This window comes from Sphingobacterium sp. SGL-16, from assembly GCF_011043515.1.
GTDB lineage: Bacteria > Bacteroidota > Bacteroidia > Sphingobacteriales > Sphingobacteriaceae > Sphingobacterium > Sphingobacterium litopenaei.
In genome coordinates this window covers 56959-75247 of the sequence record NZ_JAAKGQ010000002.1, presented here as the reverse complement: position 1 = coordinate 75247, position 18289 = coordinate 56959, and the positions used below count along the sequence as shown (strand labels likewise).

16 protein-coding genes and 1 tRNA gene are annotated in these 18289 nt (G+C 33.9%); 11 read left to right on the top strand and 6 right to left on the bottom strand.

The genetic code is table 11. The features are described from left to right. The first annotated feature begins 43 nt into the window (after positions 1-43). From G5B32_RS01330 to G5B32_RS01315, 4 genes are all read left to right on the top strand, one after another. A complete protein-coding gene (locus G5B32_RS01330) occupies positions 44-1363 on the top strand; it encodes a TolC family protein (RefSeq protein WP_165289753.1) in 1320 nt (439 codons plus the stop codon). Further along, positions 1363-2418: an HlyD family secretion protein gene (locus G5B32_RS01325; RefSeq protein WP_165289752.1), complete on the top strand. Its 1056-nt coding sequence runs from the start codon at positions 1363-1365 to the stop codon at positions 2416-2418. The genes G5B32_RS01330 and G5B32_RS01325 overlap by 1 nt, the downstream gene beginning before the upstream one ends. Before the next feature lie 5 nt (positions 2419-2423). Beyond that, a complete protein-coding gene (locus tag G5B32_RS01320) occupies positions 2424-4001 on the top strand; it encodes a beta-carotene 15,15'-monooxygenase (protein ID WP_165289751.1) in 1578 nt (525 codons plus the stop codon). 423 nt (positions 4002-4424) lie between these two features. Continuing rightward, positions 4425-4664 (top strand): YcxB family protein, encoded by a 240-nt coding sequence (locus G5B32_RS01315; RefSeq protein WP_165289750.1) that lies wholly within the window; start codon positions 4425-4427, stop codon positions 4662-4664. 50 nt (positions 4665-4714) lie between these two features. Here G5B32_RS01315 and G5B32_RS01310 read toward each other — a convergent pair whose 3' ends face one another. Then, entirely contained in the window at positions 4715-6346 is a 1632-nt protein-coding gene (locus G5B32_RS01310; protein ID WP_165289749.1) for an ABC-F family ATP-binding cassette domain-containing protein, read from the bottom strand. A gap of 443 nt (positions 6347-6789) precedes the next feature. Between G5B32_RS01310 and G5B32_RS01305 the strand changes: the two genes are divergently transcribed. Both G5B32_RS01305 and G5B32_RS01300 read left to right on the top strand, forming a co-directional pair. Next, positions 6790-6969 carry a hypothetical protein gene (locus tag G5B32_RS01305; protein ID WP_165289748.1) on the top strand — a complete coding sequence of 60 codons (180 nt, stop codon included), beginning with the start codon at positions 6790-6792 and terminating at the stop codon, positions 6967-6969. 22 nt (positions 6970-6991) lie between these two features. Further along, positions 6992-8560: a hypothetical protein gene (locus tag G5B32_RS01300; RefSeq protein ID WP_165289747.1), complete on the top strand. Its 1569-nt coding sequence runs from the start codon at positions 6992-6994 to the stop codon at positions 8558-8560. Between the two features lie 24 nt (positions 8561-8584). On the opposite strand, the gene G5B32_RS01295 is transcribed toward G5B32_RS01300, so the two are convergent. Further along, positions 8585-9196, bottom strand: coding sequence for a response regulator transcription factor (locus tag G5B32_RS01295; RefSeq protein ID WP_165289746.1), 612 nt, complete (start codon positions 9194-9196; stop codon positions 8585-8587). A 272-nt stretch (positions 9197-9468) separates the two neighbouring features. Between G5B32_RS01295 and G5B32_RS01290 the strand changes: the two genes are divergently transcribed. Continuing rightward, positions 9469-10557, top strand: a complete 1089-nt coding sequence (locus G5B32_RS01290; protein WP_165289745.1) for a type I restriction endonuclease — start codon at positions 9469-9471, stop codon at positions 10555-10557. A 59-nt stretch (positions 10558-10616) separates the two neighbouring features. Here G5B32_RS01290 and G5B32_RS01285 read toward each other — a convergent pair. Further along, positions 10617-10701 (bottom strand) — tRNA-Ser (locus G5B32_RS01285). Positions 10702-10861: 160 nt separating this feature from the next. Here G5B32_RS01285 and ispE point away from each other — a divergent pair. Further along, positions 10862-11671 (top strand): 4-(cytidine 5'-diphospho)-2-C-methyl-D-erythritol kinase, encoded by an 810-nt coding sequence (gene ispE / locus G5B32_RS01280; RefSeq protein WP_165289744.1) that lies wholly within the window; start codon positions 10862-10864, stop codon positions 11669-11671. Positions 11672-11699: 28 nt separating this feature from the next. Here the strand turns inward: ispE and G5B32_RS01275 are convergent, their stop codons facing one another. Both G5B32_RS01275 and G5B32_RS01270 read right to left on the bottom strand, forming a co-directional pair. After that, entirely contained in the window at positions 11700-12941 is a 1242-nt protein-coding gene (locus G5B32_RS01275) for a PQQ-dependent sugar dehydrogenase (RefSeq protein ID WP_165289743.1), read from the bottom strand. Positions 12942-13096: 155 nt separating this feature from the next. Then, positions 13097-14332, bottom strand: coding sequence for a PQQ-dependent sugar dehydrogenase (locus G5B32_RS01270; protein WP_165289742.1), 1236 nt, complete (start codon positions 14330-14332; stop codon positions 13097-13099). Positions 14333-14469: 137 nt separating this feature from the next. On the opposite strand from G5B32_RS01270, the gene G5B32_RS01265 reads away from it, so the two are divergent. The 3 genes from G5B32_RS01265 (at position 14470) to G5B32_RS01255 (ending at position 16459) form a co-directional block, all read left to right on the top strand. After that, positions 14470-15189, top strand: coding sequence for a class I SAM-dependent methyltransferase (locus tag G5B32_RS01265; protein WP_165289741.1), 720 nt, complete (start codon positions 14470-14472; stop codon positions 15187-15189). Positions 15190-15537: 348 nt separating this feature from the next. Next, entirely contained in the window at positions 15538-16134 is a 597-nt protein-coding gene (locus G5B32_RS01260; RefSeq protein WP_165289740.1) for a hypothetical protein, read from the top strand. Beyond that, entirely contained in the window at positions 16121-16459 is a 339-nt protein-coding gene (locus G5B32_RS01255; protein WP_165289739.1) for a n-acetylglutamate synthase, read from the top strand. The genes G5B32_RS01260 and G5B32_RS01255 overlap by 14 nt, the downstream gene beginning before the upstream one ends. A gap of 63 nt (positions 16460-16522) precedes the next feature. On the opposite strand, the gene G5B32_RS01250 is transcribed toward G5B32_RS01255, so the two are convergent. Next, positions 16523-18154, bottom strand: a complete 1632-nt coding sequence (locus tag G5B32_RS01250; protein ID WP_165289738.1) for an ABC-F family ATP-binding cassette domain-containing protein — start codon at positions 18152-18154, stop codon at positions 16523-16525. Between the last annotated feature and the right edge of the window lie 135 nt (positions 18155-18289).

Genomic DNA, 18289 nt, shown 5'->3' with positions numbered 1-18289 from the left:
ATTAGTCTCTAAGTTTGCACTAATTAATTTAGAATAAAGGGCAGTGAATTTAAATTTCCCAACTTGGGTAAAGAGGTCTTTAGCGATAGGCGTGCTATCGTCCTCGGTATATACAACTTATGCGATCGATTCATTACATGTATCGTTGGATGATATCCTAAAACATGCAATGAATAACAGTAAACACATCAAACAATCACACTTAAACTTAAAACAAAAAGAAGTAGAGGTAGAGCAAACACGAATGGAATTACTTCCAAAAATTTCTGTTCGTGGGTCCGCAAGTTATGCAACTAATATGCCCATTTATGACAATGGGATTTTCAAAAAACCTTCTCAACACGAGGTCATCCATTATTTATACGATACTGGAGCAGATTTTTATTTGAACCTTTATAATGGCCATCGTGATTTGATGAAGATTCAATCCGCGAAATTAGAGAAAGAAATTGCTTCTATAGATTGGTTGACGGCCAATGCAGAAATCAAGATGGAAGTTTGCAATCTTTATTTGGATTTGCAACGTTGCTATATTCACAAAAATTTGATTGAAAATGATATTATCGATCAAAAAGAACAATTAAAGCAAATAAAAAACCTGTACAAAGCAGGTTCTGTGCTTTCTAGTGATGTATTACGAATAGAATTGGAATTGTCCAAACGTGAAATGTTGCTTGTTCAAATTCAACATGATATTGCTGCAAACAATCAAAAATTACAGTTTATTACTGGCATTGATGATGAGATAGTTCCTACGGAACGAGTTTTTGACAAAACACTGTTCGACTACGAGGAAATTGTGAAAGAAGCCAAAGAAAACGCATTTATCCTCCAAAAATCAGAACAGGAAGTTCAACTCAAAAAGCTTTCCATCAAGCAAGCCAAATCCAATTATCTTCCCGAACTCGGACTTACAAGTACCTTCACTTTCGCAAATCCTCAAATATTTCTTTATCCCTATAATGATGCCTGGTACAACTTAGGTATCGTAGGTCTGAAGTTGAATATTCCGATTTCATCATTTTACTTGAATAAGAATGTGGTCAAATCCGCGAACATCGCTTACGAACGTGAAAAAGTAAAACATCACCACGAGGAAGAAACATTAGAAAATCAATTGTTGCAAGCTTTCTTAGGGTATAAACTTGCATTGGAAGAGAAGGATGTAAAATTGAAAAATGTCGATTTAGCCCAAGAGAATGCACGTATCATTAAAAACCGCTATTTCAAATCTGCAGCATTAGTTACAGACCTTCTCGATGCAGATATGCAATTATTGCAAACATTATTTGAGCTGGAAACAGCCAAAATCGCTATACAGAAACACTATTATTTTATTGAATTTTTAAAGGGTACTATTTAATGAAGCCTAAATCGGAGCAGCATTTATCAGATAGAAAATTAACACGCATCACAAATATTCTAGCTGGGGTCATTTTATTTGTGTTATTAATTTGGGGAGGAAAAACATTGTGGTTGCGTGTCAGGTATACTTATACGAATGATGCGCAGGTGACACAATATATAAATCCTGTTATTTCCCGTGTCGGAGGATATATTGTTTCTGTAAACTACCGCGATCACCAAACGGTAAAAAGAGGTGATACTTTATTGGTTATTGACAATCGAGAATACAAATATGAAGCGGATCAGGCTTCAGCATCAATTCAGCGCGAGAATGCGGAAATCAGTGTTTTGTCGAGCAAAAAGCAAATTTTAAATCAAGAACACGAAGCGTTGCAAAAATCTATTAGCGCCAGCGAAGCAAAAGTAAAAAAGCAACAGTTGGAATATGATCGCTATAAGTTCTTATACGATGAAAAATCAGCAACAGCACAACAATTGGAAGAAGTAGAAGCAAAACTTGATATATACAAAAGTGAATTAGAATCGCTAAAACATAAATTGGATGCATCGAAAGAGCGAGTAGAAGATGTCGATGTCCAAAAGAATGTAATTGGCGCAGAAAAAAGTCGTTTGGCTGCTGCTGCAGGCAGAAAACATTTGGATGTTGGTTATACAATCATTCGTGCGCCTTATGATGGTATCATGGGAAAAAGAACTATTGAAGTAGGGCAGATGATCAATGCGGGTGAAGTTTTAGGTTTTATTGTGAATGCCGAAACGCCTGTTTGGGTTACTGCGAACTTTAAAGAAACACAATTGCGTCATTTGGCTCTAAATGATAAAGTAGAAATTGAAGCGGATGCTTACCCAGATGAGAAGTTTATAGGTCATATTATTTCGATATCACCAGCAACAGGTTCTTCTTTTTCACTCTTGCCTCCAGATAACTCTACAGGTAACTTCGTGAAGATCGTACAGCGTGTTCCGGTTCGTATTGAATTAGATAAAGGACAAAACGAAAATAAGCTTCGTTCGGGTATGAATGTGAATGTTTCTGTTCCGAAAAAATAACAGAGGTGAAAGGAATATTCAAAGAGTGGGTGCCAGAATGGTTGATCAAGTTGATTCTTTTCAGCGGATTGATGCCCAGCATGGTTTTATTTTTTCTACCGGGCGCCAATATCAATGTGACAGCAGGTTATTACGGTTGTCAGCCATCGGATGTACAGTTATTAATTGTATTGTTTTATGCAGGCTTTGTAGGTTTCTATATATTAGAAAGACGATTTTTTCAGTTCTTTCCTGTCAAACATTACTACATTATATTCAATATACTGCAAATATTGAATTGTCTGCTCATGCATTTGATTTCGGATATTGAATGGGTGTATGGATTGCGATTTTTTCAAGGAATGTTATTTGCTTCTGCGGTGAATCTGTCTATTTCTATGATATTCTCCCGATTGAAATCTGAGAGAGCAAAGGAGGGAAGTTATGCTGTGTTTTTTGGTATGTTATTGTGTAGTTCGCCATTCAATACCTTCGTTACAGCAGATTTTATTGATTCCTTCAATTTCGATGAAATCTACTTTTACGCAGCCATTTCTTTTGTTCCAGGGCTTATCATGATTATGCTGACGATGCGTTCCATCCGTCAGGCAAAACCTTATCCTTTATTTTCTTTGGATTGGGGAAGTTTTATTTTGTACAGCTTGCTTATTGTAAGTTTCGGTTATATGATGGTGTACGGGCAAGAAGTCTATTGGTTCTCAGATTCCAAAATGCTTATTGCACTGATCTTATTTATCTCGCTAACACTAATTTTTACTGTTCGCCAAAATGTGTTGAAGCGTATTTGTATTCACATGGGAATATTCAAAAGCCGAAATTTTCTTTTAGGACTTATGGTGCTTTACATGATGTATATTGAGCGTTTCTCATTGTCAATTGCCAATCAGTATTTCCTTCAAGTATTGCATTTAGATCCAATACATTTATCCTATATACAATGGTTTAATATTTTAGGGATAGTCTGCGGGGTAGTCTTTTCGATGTATTGGATTCTGGCAAAACGATCGGTAAAATGGATGTGGTCTTTTGGGTATATTAGCTTGTTGACTTTCCATCAGATCATGTTCTTTTCTTTCGAAAGTGATGGTAATGACTATTATTTCTTTATTCCACTAGTGATTCATGGATTAGGAGTAGGATTGATCATGGTGCCGACAATTCTCTTTGTAATTTCCAGCGTCAAAACTCATTTTGGCGTTTCAGCAGCAGCTGTTTGTTTAGCAATTCGCTATTTAGGATATACAACAAGTATAGGATTACAGAATTTTTTCAAACTATTTGAAAATTCACAACACCAAGAGGCTTTTGGCAGTCAACTTCAACCGAATAATCCAATTTTCAGAGAATACTTATCCACAGAAGCGGGAAAATTAATGAATCAAGGCTTGCAATATAAAGAGCATGCTGCCGCAATTAAGTTAATAGCCCAACGTGTACGGAATGAGGCTTATGTTCGCTATGCCATGGATTATTACGAATTGATGTCCCTTATTAGCATTTGTTTATTGGTGTTGATTTTATTCTCACCATCATTGAAAACGATGTATAATAAATTAAAGCAAAATCTAGTCTCACCAGCATAGTCCGTTTTTATCTTCATATATTATATTTTAACAGTAGAAAGCCTGAGCAAATGTTCAGGCTTTCTTTATAAAATTTCACAAAGTTTTCTTTATTTTAGACAAATCAATAACCTAAACTATGATTTTAAAATACTCCTTAGATGAGAATCATTATTTAATATATCAATTATACACAGCTTCGAAATCGGAGCGCATAACAAAGAAAAGATTTAGAAATAAGATAATTGTACCTGTATTTTACGTGTTCTTTGGTATTCTTTTTTTGTCAAAGAAAATATAGCGTTAGCTATAATTTTTGGTGTTTTCGCTATTCTATGGTATTTCCTTTATCCTAAATGGGAAAGAAGAAAATATACAAACCATTTTAAAGCATATATTAAGGAGAATTTCGTAGAAAAATTAAATCAGGTTGTAACAGTTGAATTGGCTGATGATTTTATTCATACACGTGATGCCGGAAGCGAAAGTAAAGTTTCAACGAGCGAAGTCATGGAATTGGTTGAGATTTCTTCTATGTTTTTGATTAAAATTAAAGGTGGTCAATCATTAATTATTCCAAAAGAAGATACAAATCATACAGAATCTATAAAACTAAGATTACTTGAAATGTATAAACTGCTTAATATACCTTATTCAGAAGAATTGAATTGGGAATGGAAATAGAGATATCTATTTGAAATCAAAAGCCTGAACATGTGTTCAGGCTTTGATTTTTATTTTTCTATATCTTTTAGACTGGCCATCTTTTTATATTCCAAGAAGCCTTTAATATCTTCAAAATGTTCGCGTACACGTTTATTACCGAACTCAAAAACTTTAGTCACCAATCCATCTAAGAAATCACGGTCGTGGGAAACTAAAATCAATGTACCATCGAAATCCTGCAAAGCGTCTTTAATGATATCTTTAGTTTTCATATCCAAATGGTTGGTAGGCTCATCGAGAATCAACACGTTTACAGGTTCTAACAATAATTTTATCATCGCAAGACGTGTTTTCTCACCACCTGAAAGCACCTTTACTTTTTTGTTCATATCATCACCGCTGAACATAAAAGCACCCAACAAGTCTTTGATTTTCACACGTACATCTCCAATAGCAATTTGATCAATTGTGTCGAAAACAGTTAATTCACCATCCAATAAGGAAGCTTGGTTCTGTGCGAAGTACCCGATTTTAGCATTATGACCGACTTTCAACGTACCTTCAAAATCTATTTCACCCATAATGGCTTTGATCATGGTCGATTTACCTTCACCATTTTTACCAACGAAAGCTAGTTTTTGACCTCGTTCGATAACCATATTTGCTTTTTCAAAAACAACATGGTCTCCGTACGATTTAGAAAGATCTTCGACAATCACAGGATAATTACCTGAGCGAGGAGAAGGAGGAAATTTCAAGCGCAAAGCAGAATTATCTACTTCATCTACTTGAATAATCTCTAATTTCTCCAACATTTTCACGCGAGATTGTACCTGCAGTGTTTTTGAATACGTTCCTTTGAAACGCTCGATAAATTCTTGATTGTCGGCAATGAACTTTTGTTGCTCTTCATACGCCTTCAATTGATGTGCACGGCGTTCTTTACGTAACTCTAAGTAGTGGGAGTATTTGGCTTTATAGTCATAAATACGTCCCATTGTCACCTCAATCGTACGATTCGTAATATTATCGACGAAAGCACGGTCATGGGAAATAACGATAACAGCTTTCGCTGAATTAACCAAGAATTCTTCTAACCATTGAATACTTTCGATGTCCATATGGTTGGTTGGCTCATCTAAAAGAATAAGGTCAGGCTTTTTTAGAAGAATTTTAGCTAATTCGATACGCATACGCCATCCACCAGAGAATTCAGAAGTTTGTCTCGTGAAATCTGTGCGTTCAAAGCCAAGTCCTTTTAATACCTTCTCGACTTCTGCATCGTAGTTTGTTTCTTCAATAGAGTAATATTTTTCGCTCAATTCAGATACACGTTCGATCAATTTCATGTAATCATCCGATTCGTAATCTGTACGAATATTCAACTGCTCATTGATTTGATCAAGTTCATCACGCATTTTATAAACTTCTTCGAAGGCTTTAGAAGCTTCTTCGAAAACTGTTGCGTTATCTGTCGTAAGAAGGTGCTGTGGTAAATAAGCTATAACAGCTTCTTTAGGGCCAGTTACATTTCCAGTAGTCGGTTTACCAACGCCAGCTATAATTTTAAGTAAGGTAGATTTACCAGCACCATTTTTGCCCATCAGGGCTATTTTGTCATTTTCATTAATAGAAAAAGATACGTCGCTAAATAAGGTAGTGCCTCCAAATGTTACAGAGACATTATTTACATCAATCACAATTAAAATTTTTTATGAGTTGCAAAGATAAGATAATCAACTTAATTAAAAATTTATAAATTAAAATGATTACCTCAATAAAATATGCGCTGTTATTTATGTAATTCGATGAATTTTAACAATAATTATTATTATTCAACAGTAAAATTTCTTAATAATTTATTAATAAAATTTTAGAAAACGAATAGCTACAACAAGTGTAAGATTAGATTTATTGAAAAACAATCGATAAATTGATTGCCTTTTATTTTGTTTTGATAAAATAATTATACTTTAACAGTCTTAAAAGCGTGTTTTTCCTTGTTGTCGTGTAGTTTTTAAGCTACAAAATGTGTTTTCAGTTTATTTGTTGGATATTAAATTATTTTAATTTGTTGTTAACAATGATCACTTCTGCTTAGAAATTGATCGTTAAATATTATCACACACTAACAAACTAAAGAATGAAAACTTTTAAAAAGAAAAAATACCAAAAGCCAATCTTCCATATGTATATAGTTGAAATTGACTCTGCTTTGGCTGCAGGATCCAATGTACAATCCACATGGGGTAGTGATCAGGATGGTCGACCTCTTTTAACGGATCCAAATGTAGAAACAATCGAGAATGAATTATTTTTCTAGTACCAATAACAATTAAATAAATATGAAAATTTCTACTTTTAATATATATGCATTACATGTATTTTCAATCATAGTATTGCTACCATCTTGTAAGACTGATGGAGTTCCAGAAGTTGATTCTGAGAAAGAAACTCTAAACGTACAAATTGCATTTGCAGATATAATTGATAATAATGTGTCAGAAATCCAGGCTTCAGCAAATCCTTTAATAAATCAAGCAGATAAAAATAATACATCGATTCTTATAGATGATGGATTTGTAATTGAGACTGAAAACACAAATAGTGGACATTCAAATTCAACTAATAATTTATTGCCTAGCCATAAGAATAAAAACTCTTTGACTGCAGCGACACCATTGAATGTTGGTATTAAATTACGTTTATTATTATATGAGGTGGAGTCTGATGGTTCCCTTACTTTTAAAGCCAATATAGGAGCAGCTGTCCAACAAAATTTTTACACGACGTCTTTGGTTAAAAATACCAAATATAAATATTTTGCATATTCCTATAATAATTTTGACGAATATCCGCCTTCTCCACAAAACGAGAATAATCCAATAATTCCTACGAGTACTAAGTTTTCTTTAATATACGCAAGTGGTGATATCAATGTGCAAGAAGATCCAGTTCATGTGAATGTTTTATTTCGACATATAACATCACGGATTTCTATAGGTGTAGATGCTCAATCCTACTTTGCGAATTCCATTAAAGAATTAAAAGTAAGTTTGGATAATGTAATATTAACGACGCACAATTTAAATCTTTTTAACGGTACTTTGGTAGGTGGTGCACTCACAGCTATTCCTTCGGATACATCATTTCTATTTGCGAATTTTGAAAATTCACCAGCTAAAAAACTGTCTATAGACAGAATTTATACGTCCACACCTTTAAATAGCTATACGTATAAGATAAATAGACTTGTGGTTAACAAAAATGGAGCTGATGAAGTATTAATATCAGAAACAAACCCCCGAACTATAACGGCTTCGGGTTTTACAGGCCCATTATCTACAGTATATTTTTCCAGAAACTATATTTATCCTGCTAAAAACTTTGATGGAGATCTATGGGCAACTGGTAATTTATATTATAATTCAAGTGCTTTACCTGAGAGTCAATATGTAATTGATGCTACGAAAACAGTAAGTAATAGTGAACCTTGTAATTATTACTTTAATTGGAATACTTTATTGTCAAGATCTCAAACGTCTAGTACCACTTACGACAGAGGAGATCCATGTAGTAAAGTGTACCCTTATGGAAAGTGGAAAACTCCAAGTCAATCAGATTATCAGAGATTAATCGATAATTCCAATCTTAGTATCAATGGAAATGGAGCCCTACTATTTACTAGTAAAGCCAATTCTAATCAAGTAGTAACATTTCATCAGGCAGGCTGGCAGTATGGTGCTAGTTGTCTTGTGACAAATGTTAGTGATGGTCAATATTGGACTTCAACTACTTCTGGCACTTCAAAAGGTATAATTTTTGAGACTGGAAATACCGCAGGATCTCCAAGAACTGAATTTGATCCTGAAAATAGAGATATTGGAGCTAGTATACGTTGTATTAGAAATTAAATTGAAACACTTTTAGCCAGTCATTTAAGACATTTGAATGGTTGGCAAATTAATATTGATATTATAAAATTCAAGTTTCTGCTTTAACATCTTGAAATATATTTCCATTGAATGTTTATTTTCTCCCATGCCATCGCTAATAAACTCTATACAAGGTTTGATATTTGCTAATTCAATTATTTGTTGTTCTCTTTTGGTTAGTTTTACGGATTTGTGAGTTATATTGGTTGTATTATCAAGGGCACCTCTTGCAGTATTACATAGGTATTGACTTCCTTTCAACACCTCTTTAATAGCCTCTATCATTTCAGAATTTTTAGCACCCTTTACGATATAGCCATTTGCACCGTTTTTGAGTAATTGAGTTATATGTTCGTAATCTTCAAATGAGGATATACCTATAATCTTTATATGTGGATGATTCGCCTTTAAGTATTTACAGATTTCAAATCCATTTAAATCAGGCAAATTAATGTCTAACAAAGCTAAATCTATATCTTCCAAGATTTGCGAGGATAATAAGGCGTTACCTGAATTATATGTTTCTATAACTTCAATGCCATCTTGACCATGTAAGCCTAATTTAAGATTAAAGACCACAATAGGATGATCTTCAATTATGATAATACGTTTCATTTATAGATGCTATAATTATATAGTATATTCAATATTACAAAAAAATATTGCATTCACAATAATTTTAGTCTAAAAATATTTATGGATGCTATATGTTGTATTGTTTTTCTAAAAATAAATGAAATTTTTAGAAGATTATAGGTGTTGGATTCCAATAATGCGTCTTTGATACTAATTGTATTTACACGAATATATAAATGCAATATTGCAAACTGAAAATTATTTTAATATATTGGATATATAAAATCAATTATAACTATTAACCTAAATTCATGGAACAAGATTTAAAAATTAAGTTGGAGCAACTTCATCAAAGAGTTGATGCTCTTAAGGATCAGATAAATACTGAAGAAGCCACAAAAAATGCCTTTGTCATGCCATTTATTCAAATATTAGGGTATGATATTTTTAATCCTACAGAAGTAATTCCTGAATTTATTGCTGATATTGGAACTAAAAAAGGAGAAAAGGTGGACTATGTTATTAAAAGGGATAATGAGCCTATTTTAATAATAGAATGTAAGCATTGGAAAGAAAAGGCTGATGCCCATAATTCTCAACTTCATAGATATTATCATGTATCAAAAGCACGATTTGGAGTATTAACAAATGGACATATTTATAATTTTTATGGCGATTTGGAAAAGCCCAATATCATGGATGAGAAGCCATTTTTTACTCTTGATTTAAATAACCTGAAAGATTCTAGCTTAAAAATTTTAGAAAAGTTTACGAAAAATGGTTATAGTCTTGAAAGCATTCTTGACTCTGCAGAGAGTTTAAAATATATTAAAGCAATAAAGAATGAATTTGACAAAGAGCTTCAAAACCCTTCTGATGAATTTGTGAAGCTTTTGGTTTCTAGATTCTTTGATAAACCATTAATAGCTTCTAGATTAGCTGTTTTTAAAGATTATACTAGTCGAGCAATATCAAATCATATTAATGAGACTATTAGTTCTCGATTAAAAAATGCTTTAAGTATAAATGAAACCATTCCATCAAAAGATATTGAAAATATAGACTCAATAGATGAAAATTCTGAAATGACTTCTAGACAAGACGGGATTATTACAACGGAGGAAGAAATTGAAGGATTTCAAATTATAAAGGCAATATTGAGGGAAATTTTACCTGCTTCTCGTATTGCACAACGCGATACTAAGTCATATTTTGGGATTCTTCTAGATGACAACAATAGAAAACCTATTGCAAGACTACATTTTAATGCCAATAGTACTAAATACATTGAACTTTTTGATAAAGGAAAAGATAATGGAGAAAGAAAACTGATTACATCGGTTGATGATATATACCTTTATAAACAAGCTTTATTGGATACAATAAAAAATTACGAATAAATTACCTTAAGAGAGGCTATAAATACAAAAAGCTCCATCTTTCGATGAAGCTTTTTTTGCGGAGAGTGAGGGATTCGAACCCCCGAACCTGTGACAGTTAACGGTTTTCAAGACCGCCGCATTCGACCACTCTGCCAACTCTCCGCCACAAAAGTAGAAATTCTAACTAGATCTACAAAACTTATTTTAGTCTAGTAGCTTTATGCGCTGAAAATGAGCTTAATTATTTTATTAAAGCCATTTTTAGCAATGTCCAAAGAGTTTATTCTTTTCAATTTTTCGCTTTATTTCGTTATTTTGTGTTATGATCTCATTCGCTAATGCAAAAATAAATTTAGGTTTATCTGTTACAGAGAAACGACAAGATGGTTATCACAATATTGAAACTATCTTTTATCCTGTACAATTGTATGATGTATTAGAATTTAATGAAGCATCGGATTATGCTTTCGAAACCTATGGAATTGATATTCGTGAAAATGGAGATAATCTATGTACAAAAGCATTTAATTTGTTAAAATCAGATTATCCCGAAATACAACCTGTTCACATTAAATTATTGAAAAATATTCCAGTAGGTGCTGGCTTAGGTGGAGGTTCTTCAGATGCAGCTTTTGTATTGAAAGCTTTGAATGAATTAAATAGTTTAGGACTAAATAGCATACAACTTCAGGATTATGCAAGTAAGTTAGGAGCCGATTGTGCTTTTTTTATAGATAACAAGCCTTTATTCGCGGAAGGCATCGGAACAACATTTAGTGAGGTGGAAGTAGACCTTTCAAACTATTTTATTGTAATTATAAAACCTGATATCCATATCTCTACAGCAGAAGCCTACGCAAGTATAACACCTCAAATACCTAAGGTAGATTTAAAACGAGCAATACAATTACCTATTCAAGAATGGAAATATCATATTACTAATGATTTTGAGTTAGGTATTTTTGAGAAATATCCGCTGATACAGGATATTAAACGGAAGCTTTATGAGAAAGGTGCATTATATGCTTGCATGTCAGGTTCAGGATCGTCCGTATTTGGAATCTTTGAAGAAAAAATTAATCTAGATGATTTAAATACTTTGGGTAAGGTTTATTATCCAACAGAATTATAAGATGTTAAGATAGAAGTAGTAGCCTTAGCTACTTCTTCTGAATAATATAAAGTTTACCTGCATCGGTAATTGCGAATAATTCGCCATTTTTAGCTTCTACGACATCACGAAATCTTTCGGCTTCTCGCGATAATAAACGTTCTTCCCCAATGACTTTATTATCCTTAATAACTAATCGCGCAATATGCGTACTGCTCAAACCCGCAATAAATAAATTATTTTTCCATTCGGCAATCCCTTTTCCGGAGTAAAAAGTCATACCTGAGGGGGATAAAACTGGATCCCAATAATATACGGGTTGTTCCATACCTGCTTTGGCTTGCAATGTTGGAGTACCCACAGGTTTACCCGAATATTCTAAACCGTAGGTAAGGACAGGCCAACCATAATTTTTACCAGGCTTAATTAAGTTTAATTCATCACCACCTCTAGGTCCAAATTCCGCTGCCCACAATGTACCATTGGTAGGATGAAAAGCAATGCCCTGTGGATTACGGTGTCCATACGAATAGATTTCTGGCAATGCATTTTTATTTTTGGAGAAAGGATTATTAGTCGCTGGTTTACCATCTTTAGTAATTCGAACTATCTTACCCAAACTACTTTTTAGATCTTGTGCTAAAGGACGTGTAGCGAGATCTGATCTTTCTCCAATAGTTAGTAATAAATGTCCTGTTTTGTCAAAAACTAATCTTCCTCCAAAATGTAAAGCCCCTTTGTGTGAAGGGCTCGAGCGGTAAATTACTTTTGCATTCTCTATCGTTTTATCATTTTTGGATAAAACTCCCTTAGCTACAGCAGTATGATTTCCATTAGTTGTAGGTTCGCTAAATGCCCAATAAACTGTTCTATTATTTGCAAATTGCGGATCTAACACCAAACCCAAAAGTCCACCTTGGGCGCGAGCATCTACTTTGGGCAATCCTGTAATAGCTTCACTCACATTTCCGGACTTATTGACGATACGCAATACACCCTCTTTTTCGGTGATTAGTAATCTACCGTCAGGTAGCACTGCTATTCCCCACGGAGATTTTAACTGCTTAGTAAGTACTTTAAAATCATAAGCCGATTTCGTTTTTACACCAGCAATGCGTGTTTGACCTTTGAATGCGGGTTTATAGTCTGAATTAGCTTTGTTTTTTTCTACAGGAGCTAAGGTATCTTGATTACCGAGTGGAGTTTTAAAAGATGATACTGATTTTGGATTAATAGCCGATGACAAAAGTAAAGATGACATCAAACTAGCTGATAGGATTAGGTTTTTCATAAAATAAGTTCTTTAGTATCAAATTTATTAAAAAGAAAACAGATAATTACGGTATACCGTTGATAAGAGGAATACACAAAACAGAAAAGTCTTCTAATATGTGTGATTAGAAGACTTTTCAATGTATTGTAAAGAATATTTTACTGTATAACAGATTATTTCTTAGCTATGCTATATAATTTACCACCGTCCGTAATAGCAAAAAGTTCACCATTTTTACCTTGAACAACATCGCGAAAACGTTCACCTTCTTTTGCTAATAAACGTTCTTCACCTACGACTTTATTGTCTTTAATGACCAAGCGTGCAATGTGTGTACTGCTTAAACCACCAATAAATAAGTTATTTTTCCATTCTGGAATAGCATCACCAGAGTAAAATGTCATACCTGAAGGTGATAATACCGGATCCCAGTAATATACGGGTTGTTCTAAACCTTCTTTAACTTGAATAGGAGGATTCCCAATTGCACTTCCAGAGTATTCCAAACCGTAAGTAATTGTTGGCCAACCGTAGTTTTTACCCGCCTCGATACGATTTAATTCATCCCCGCCACGAGGCCCGAATTCTGTTTCCCACAGGTCACCTGTTTCTGGATGAAATGCTATTCCTTGAGGATTACGATGCCCATAAGATAAAATTTCTGGTAAGGCATCAGATTTTCCTGCAAATGGATTATCTGCTGCAGGTTGTCCTTCTTTCGTAATACGTACTAATTTTCCTAATGTTGAATTTAAGTCTTGTGCTTTTGGTCTTGTTTCCAAATCCGAACGCTCACCACTTGAAACTATTAAGTGCCCTGTTTTATCAAAAATTATACGTCCACCATAATGCAATTTACCATTATAAGTCGGTGTAGTGCGGTAAATTACTTGCGCACCTACGATTGATTTTTCATCATCAGCTAACTGACCCTTTGCTACTGCAGTGTGGTTTCCTTCGCCTACTGGCTCCGAAAATGTCCAATAGACCATTTTATTCGTTGCAAAATCGGGGTCTAATGTAATCCCTAATAAACCGCCTTGTCCATCGCTATCTACAGTAGGAAGTCCTTTTATAGCTTCGCTAACTGTACCATCCGCAGAAACGATGCGCAATACACCTTCTTTTTCGGTTATTAATAATCTTCCGTCAGGCATTACTGCGATACCCCATGGTGATTTTAATTTATTAGTGATCACTTTACTTTCGTAAGGAGTTGTTGTTTTTACACCTTGGATACGGGTCTGTCCTTCGAATGCAGGTTTATAATCCGTATTTGCTTTACCAGTCTCCACAGGAGGTAAAGAATCTGAAATTTGAGTATCGTTGTCTTTGTTGGTATGATCATTATTGCATGAAGATGCAAGTAATGCTGTACATAGGAATGTAGATAAGAATAATTTATTCATGATATATGAAGTATGTATGATTAAACTAAGATATTAAATTTATTATAATTCAATTCTCTTTAATAACAAGTCTTTGCTTAAAATGTTCGCAAAAACCCAATTAAGAGGATTTCGATTTTATTATTTAACTTCATAATATGAAAGAAAAATCTAGCATTCAGGAAATAGAACAGCGTTTCGATAAGGATGTAGCACGATTCTCCAATTTAGATACAGGTCAATTAACGACGTTGGATGCGAAATTTAACATGGAGTTAATTACCGAAGGAATTGTACGGACACATCCGAATGTAGAGTATGTATTAGATATTGGCTGTGGTGCTGGTAATTATGATATAAGTCTATTGCAACGCAAATCGCCTTTGCATATTACGTTATCCGATCTGAGTCAACCTATGCTTGACAAAGCAAAGGAAAGGGTAGATACAATCAATAAAGGAGGTTCATGTCAAACAATTAAAGGTGATTTTAGAACTTTACCAGTTGCGGATGACTCTTTCGATGTAATTATTGCGACGGCAACATTGCATCACCTTCGTGATGATGCCGATTGGGAAAATACTTTTGAGATGTTGTATCGTAAACTCAAAAAAGGAGGAAGTATCTGGATTTTTGATTTGATAACACAAGATGCTAATGCACTACAGGAATTTATTTATAAAGTTCGGTATGGCGATTATTTGACATCGTTGAAAGATGAAGCTTATCGCGATCATGTTTTTGACTACATTGATAAAGAAGATTCTCCACGAAGCTTGATGTACCAACTAGATTTGTTGCGTAAGGTCGGTTTTTCGAAAGTAGATATTCTGCATAAGAATTTGTGCTTTGCGAGTTTTGTAGGGGTGAAGGGGTAGTTTTGTTTTTTGCACTATTGTGTGTTATTAAATCCCGTCATTGCGAGGAGGCACGACGTAGCAATCTATTTACTTTGTAATCTCGCTCGAGCCGAGAGAGGCTTTTCCTTTTGTCTTTTCAAAAGGAAACAAACCGAAGGCTGAAAGCCGAGCTCCGCGAAGCTAAACCGTGTCGCTGAAAAATTTTGTTAGGCGACATTTTAAGTGTTTGTAAGGATTTTGCTTTTTATCTTCTTATTAGATTTCTTCTTCTTGCTACATCGCTATGACAAACCTTATTGTTATTCTGACGGTAGGAAGAATCTAAAAATTAGATATTTCAATTTTCTTTTTAGTATATTTAATTGCATGAAGGGTTTTGATAAATTTAAGTTGCTAAATAAAACCAATAGGGAGTTGGAACTGTATATCAATGAACCAGAAAAATACGAATCTGAAGCTGTTGCCTCTGCTTACGCTGTTTTATTAGAAAGGAAATATGTATTTACGGATGAGCATAAGTGGAATATTAATTCCCTAATAAATCATAACAATATAGAAAACCTTAAAATATTAGAGGAGCAGAAGTTAATTACAGATAATATAAAGCTGATAAATACTTTGACCCTAATACTATATTTATTAACAGCACTTTCTGTAATTTATTTAGTCTATACTTTTTATGATAAACAGCTTTTAGATTCTCTGAATCCTATTTTATTTATACCTAGTATTATTATTTTTATTACAGCTATACTGATTAGGCTAAAATTCAAGTATAGGTATCTCATTCCTGGATTAATTATTCCAATTATAGCTAATTATGCTTCAAGTTCATATTTTGAAAATGTTGATTATTTGTCTAATGTTTTGTTTTTATTACAATTGATTATCTGGGGGGTAGCAAATTTGATTTTATTCTTATATAAAAAATCTCCTAAGAGAATTACTAATGATAAATTATAATAATAAAATATTTAGAACAATTAAGAACACAGAAAATGGAGAGACTTCTTCTGAAACTATTTTTGAATACAAGCAAGTAAATAATATATTGACATCAGAATATTCAGGAGGAAAAATTAAATATGGACAATTGATAGGAATAGTTGATGAGGTAGGTAATATTGAGATGCGTTATCATCAAATAAATATGAAAGATGAAATTATGACGGGTATTTGTAAGTCAAAACCTGAAATCCTTGAAAATGGAAAAATTCGTTTACACGAAATCTGGGAATGGACATCTTCTGATTATTCATCAGGAGAATCAATAATTGAAGAAATTTAATACCAAAAAATCCCCAACTAGCTAAGCCAATTGGGGATTCTTATATATACTAAACATAAAGTCTTATTTCACGTTGTACATTTCTTCGCGTTGTGCTTTTACAACGTCTGAATTGATGTATTCGTCGTAAGTCATTAATTTATCGATGATACCGTTTGGAGTCAATTCGATAATACGGTTTGCTACTGTTTCAGTCAACTCGTGGTCACGAGAAGTGAACAACATCGAACCTCTGAAATCTTTCATACCGTTGTTCAACGCTGTGATAGATTCCAAATCCAAGTGGTTGGTAGGTTCGTCGAAGATTAAGAAGTTAGCACCTTGTAACATCATTTTGGAGAACATACAACGCATTTTCTCACCTCCTGATAATACCGATACTTTTTTCATTACCTCTTCGCCAGAGAATAACATTTTACCTAAGAAACCACGGATAAATTGCTCATCAGCATCTGGTTTAGTTGTGTAGTTACGCAACCAGTCTACCAAGTTTTCATTGTTTCCTTCGAAATACTCCGCGTTGTCCATCGGCATGTCCGTAGGTGTAATGGTAATACCCCATTTAAAATCACCTGTAAAATCTTTGTCACGACCAGTAAGTATTTCGTAAAATGCTGTTGTTACCAAGTTATTTTGACTTAATACAGCGATTTTATCTCCTTTATTCATCATGAATGTGATGTCTTTAAAGTAAGTCTCACCATTCACTGTTTTGCTCAGTCCTTCTACTTGCAAGATTTGGTCACCCGGCTCTCTGTCATAATTATTGAACATGATAGCAGGATATTTACGGTTAGAAGGCTTGATTTCATCAATATTGATTTTATCCAAAGCTTTCTTACGTGAAGTCGCTTGTTTTGATTTGGAAGCATTCGCAGAGAAGCGACGAATAAATTCTTGCAACTCTTTTACTTTATCTTCCATTTTCTTGTTTTGGTCAGTACGTTGTTTCAACGCTAACTGAGATGACTCATACCAGAATGTATAGTTACCTGAGTAAATTGTCATTTTGCTGAAATCGATGTCAACGATGTGCGTACACACATGGTCCAAGAAGTGACGGTCATGGGATACGACCAATACGATAGCTTCATAAGACGCTAAGAAATCTTCTAACCAAGCGATGGTATTGATATCCAAATCATTGGTAGGCTCATCGAGAATCAAAATATCTGGTTTACCAAAAAGAGCCTGTGCTAATAAAACACGAACTTTCTCGTTACCATCTAACTCTTTTAGTTGTTTGTAATGTTGGTCTTCTTTGATACCTAAGTTGCTCAATAGAGTAGCAGCATTGCTTTCCGCATTCCAACCGTCCATTTCAGCAAATAAGCTTTCCAATTCACCTGCACGTTCACCATCAGCGTCAGTGAAATCTTCTTTCATATAGATTTCATCTTTCTCTTTCATGATTTTGTACAGCTCTTGGTTACCCATCATCACTGTTTCAATTACAGTGAATTCGTCGAACTCGTAGTGGTTTTGTTTCAAAACCGACATACGTTCGCCAGGAGTAAAGGCTACTGAACCCGTAGAAGGATCAATCTCGCCAGATATAATTTTTAAAAATGTAGATTTACCAGCACCGTTAGCACCGATAATACCATAACAATTTCCAGGAGTGAATTTTAAATTAACATCTTCGAATAGCACGCGTTTGCCGAAACGAAGGGATAGATTGGATACATTAATCATGGGGGCAAAGATACGGTTTTATTCCTTAATATCGATACAGTTAAATACCTACAATGTTATATATTATGCATGATTTTGGTCATTTTTCTCCTAATTTATCAGTCGTAATTTTGAGAAGAATTTATTTTGCGATAC

Bases quoted from the DNA above. Each gene is read 5' to 3' on its own strand.
- G5B32_RS01305 (WP_165289748.1), top strand. From the start codon at position 6,790: ATGAAAACTTTTAAAAAGAAAAAATACCAAAAGCCAATCTTCCATATG.
- ispE (WP_165289744.1), top strand. From the start codon at position 10,862: ATGATCTCATTCGCTAATGCAAAAATAAATTTAGGTTTATCTGTTACA.
- G5B32_RS01260 (WP_165289740.1), top strand. From the start codon at position 15,538: ATGAAGGGTTTTGATAAATTTAAGTTGCTAAATAAAACCAATAGGGAG.
- G5B32_RS01275 (WP_165289743.1), bottom strand. From the start codon at position 12,941: ATGAAAAACCTAATCCTATCAGCTAGTTTGATGTCATCTTTACTTTTG.
- G5B32_RS01250 (WP_165289738.1), bottom strand. From the start codon at position 18,154: ATGATTAATGTATCCAATCTATCCCTTCGTTTCGGCAAACGCGTGCTA.
- G5B32_RS01290 (WP_165289745.1), top strand. From the start codon at position 9,469: ATGGAACAAGATTTAAAAATTAAGTTGGAGCAACTTCATCAAAGAGTT.
- G5B32_RS01295 (WP_165289746.1), bottom strand. From the start codon at position 9,196: ATGAAACGTATTATCATAATTGAAGATCATCCTATTGTGGTCTTTAAT.
- G5B32_RS01270 (WP_165289742.1), bottom strand. From the start codon at position 14,332: ATGAATAAATTATTCTTATCTACATTCCTATGTACAGCATTACTTGCA.
- G5B32_RS01300 (WP_165289747.1), top strand. From the start codon at position 6,992: ATGAAAATTTCTACTTTTAATATATATGCATTACATGTATTTTCAATC.
- G5B32_RS01265 (WP_165289741.1), top strand. From the start codon at position 14,470: ATGAAAGAAAAATCTAGCATTCAGGAAATAGAACAGCGTTTCGATAAG.
- G5B32_RS01255 (WP_165289739.1), top strand. From the start codon at position 16,121: ATGATAAATTATAATAATAAAATATTTAGAACAATTAAGAACACAGAA.
- G5B32_RS01325 (WP_165289752.1), top strand. From the start codon at position 1,363: ATGAAGCCTAAATCGGAGCAGCATTTATCAGATAGAAAATTAACACGC.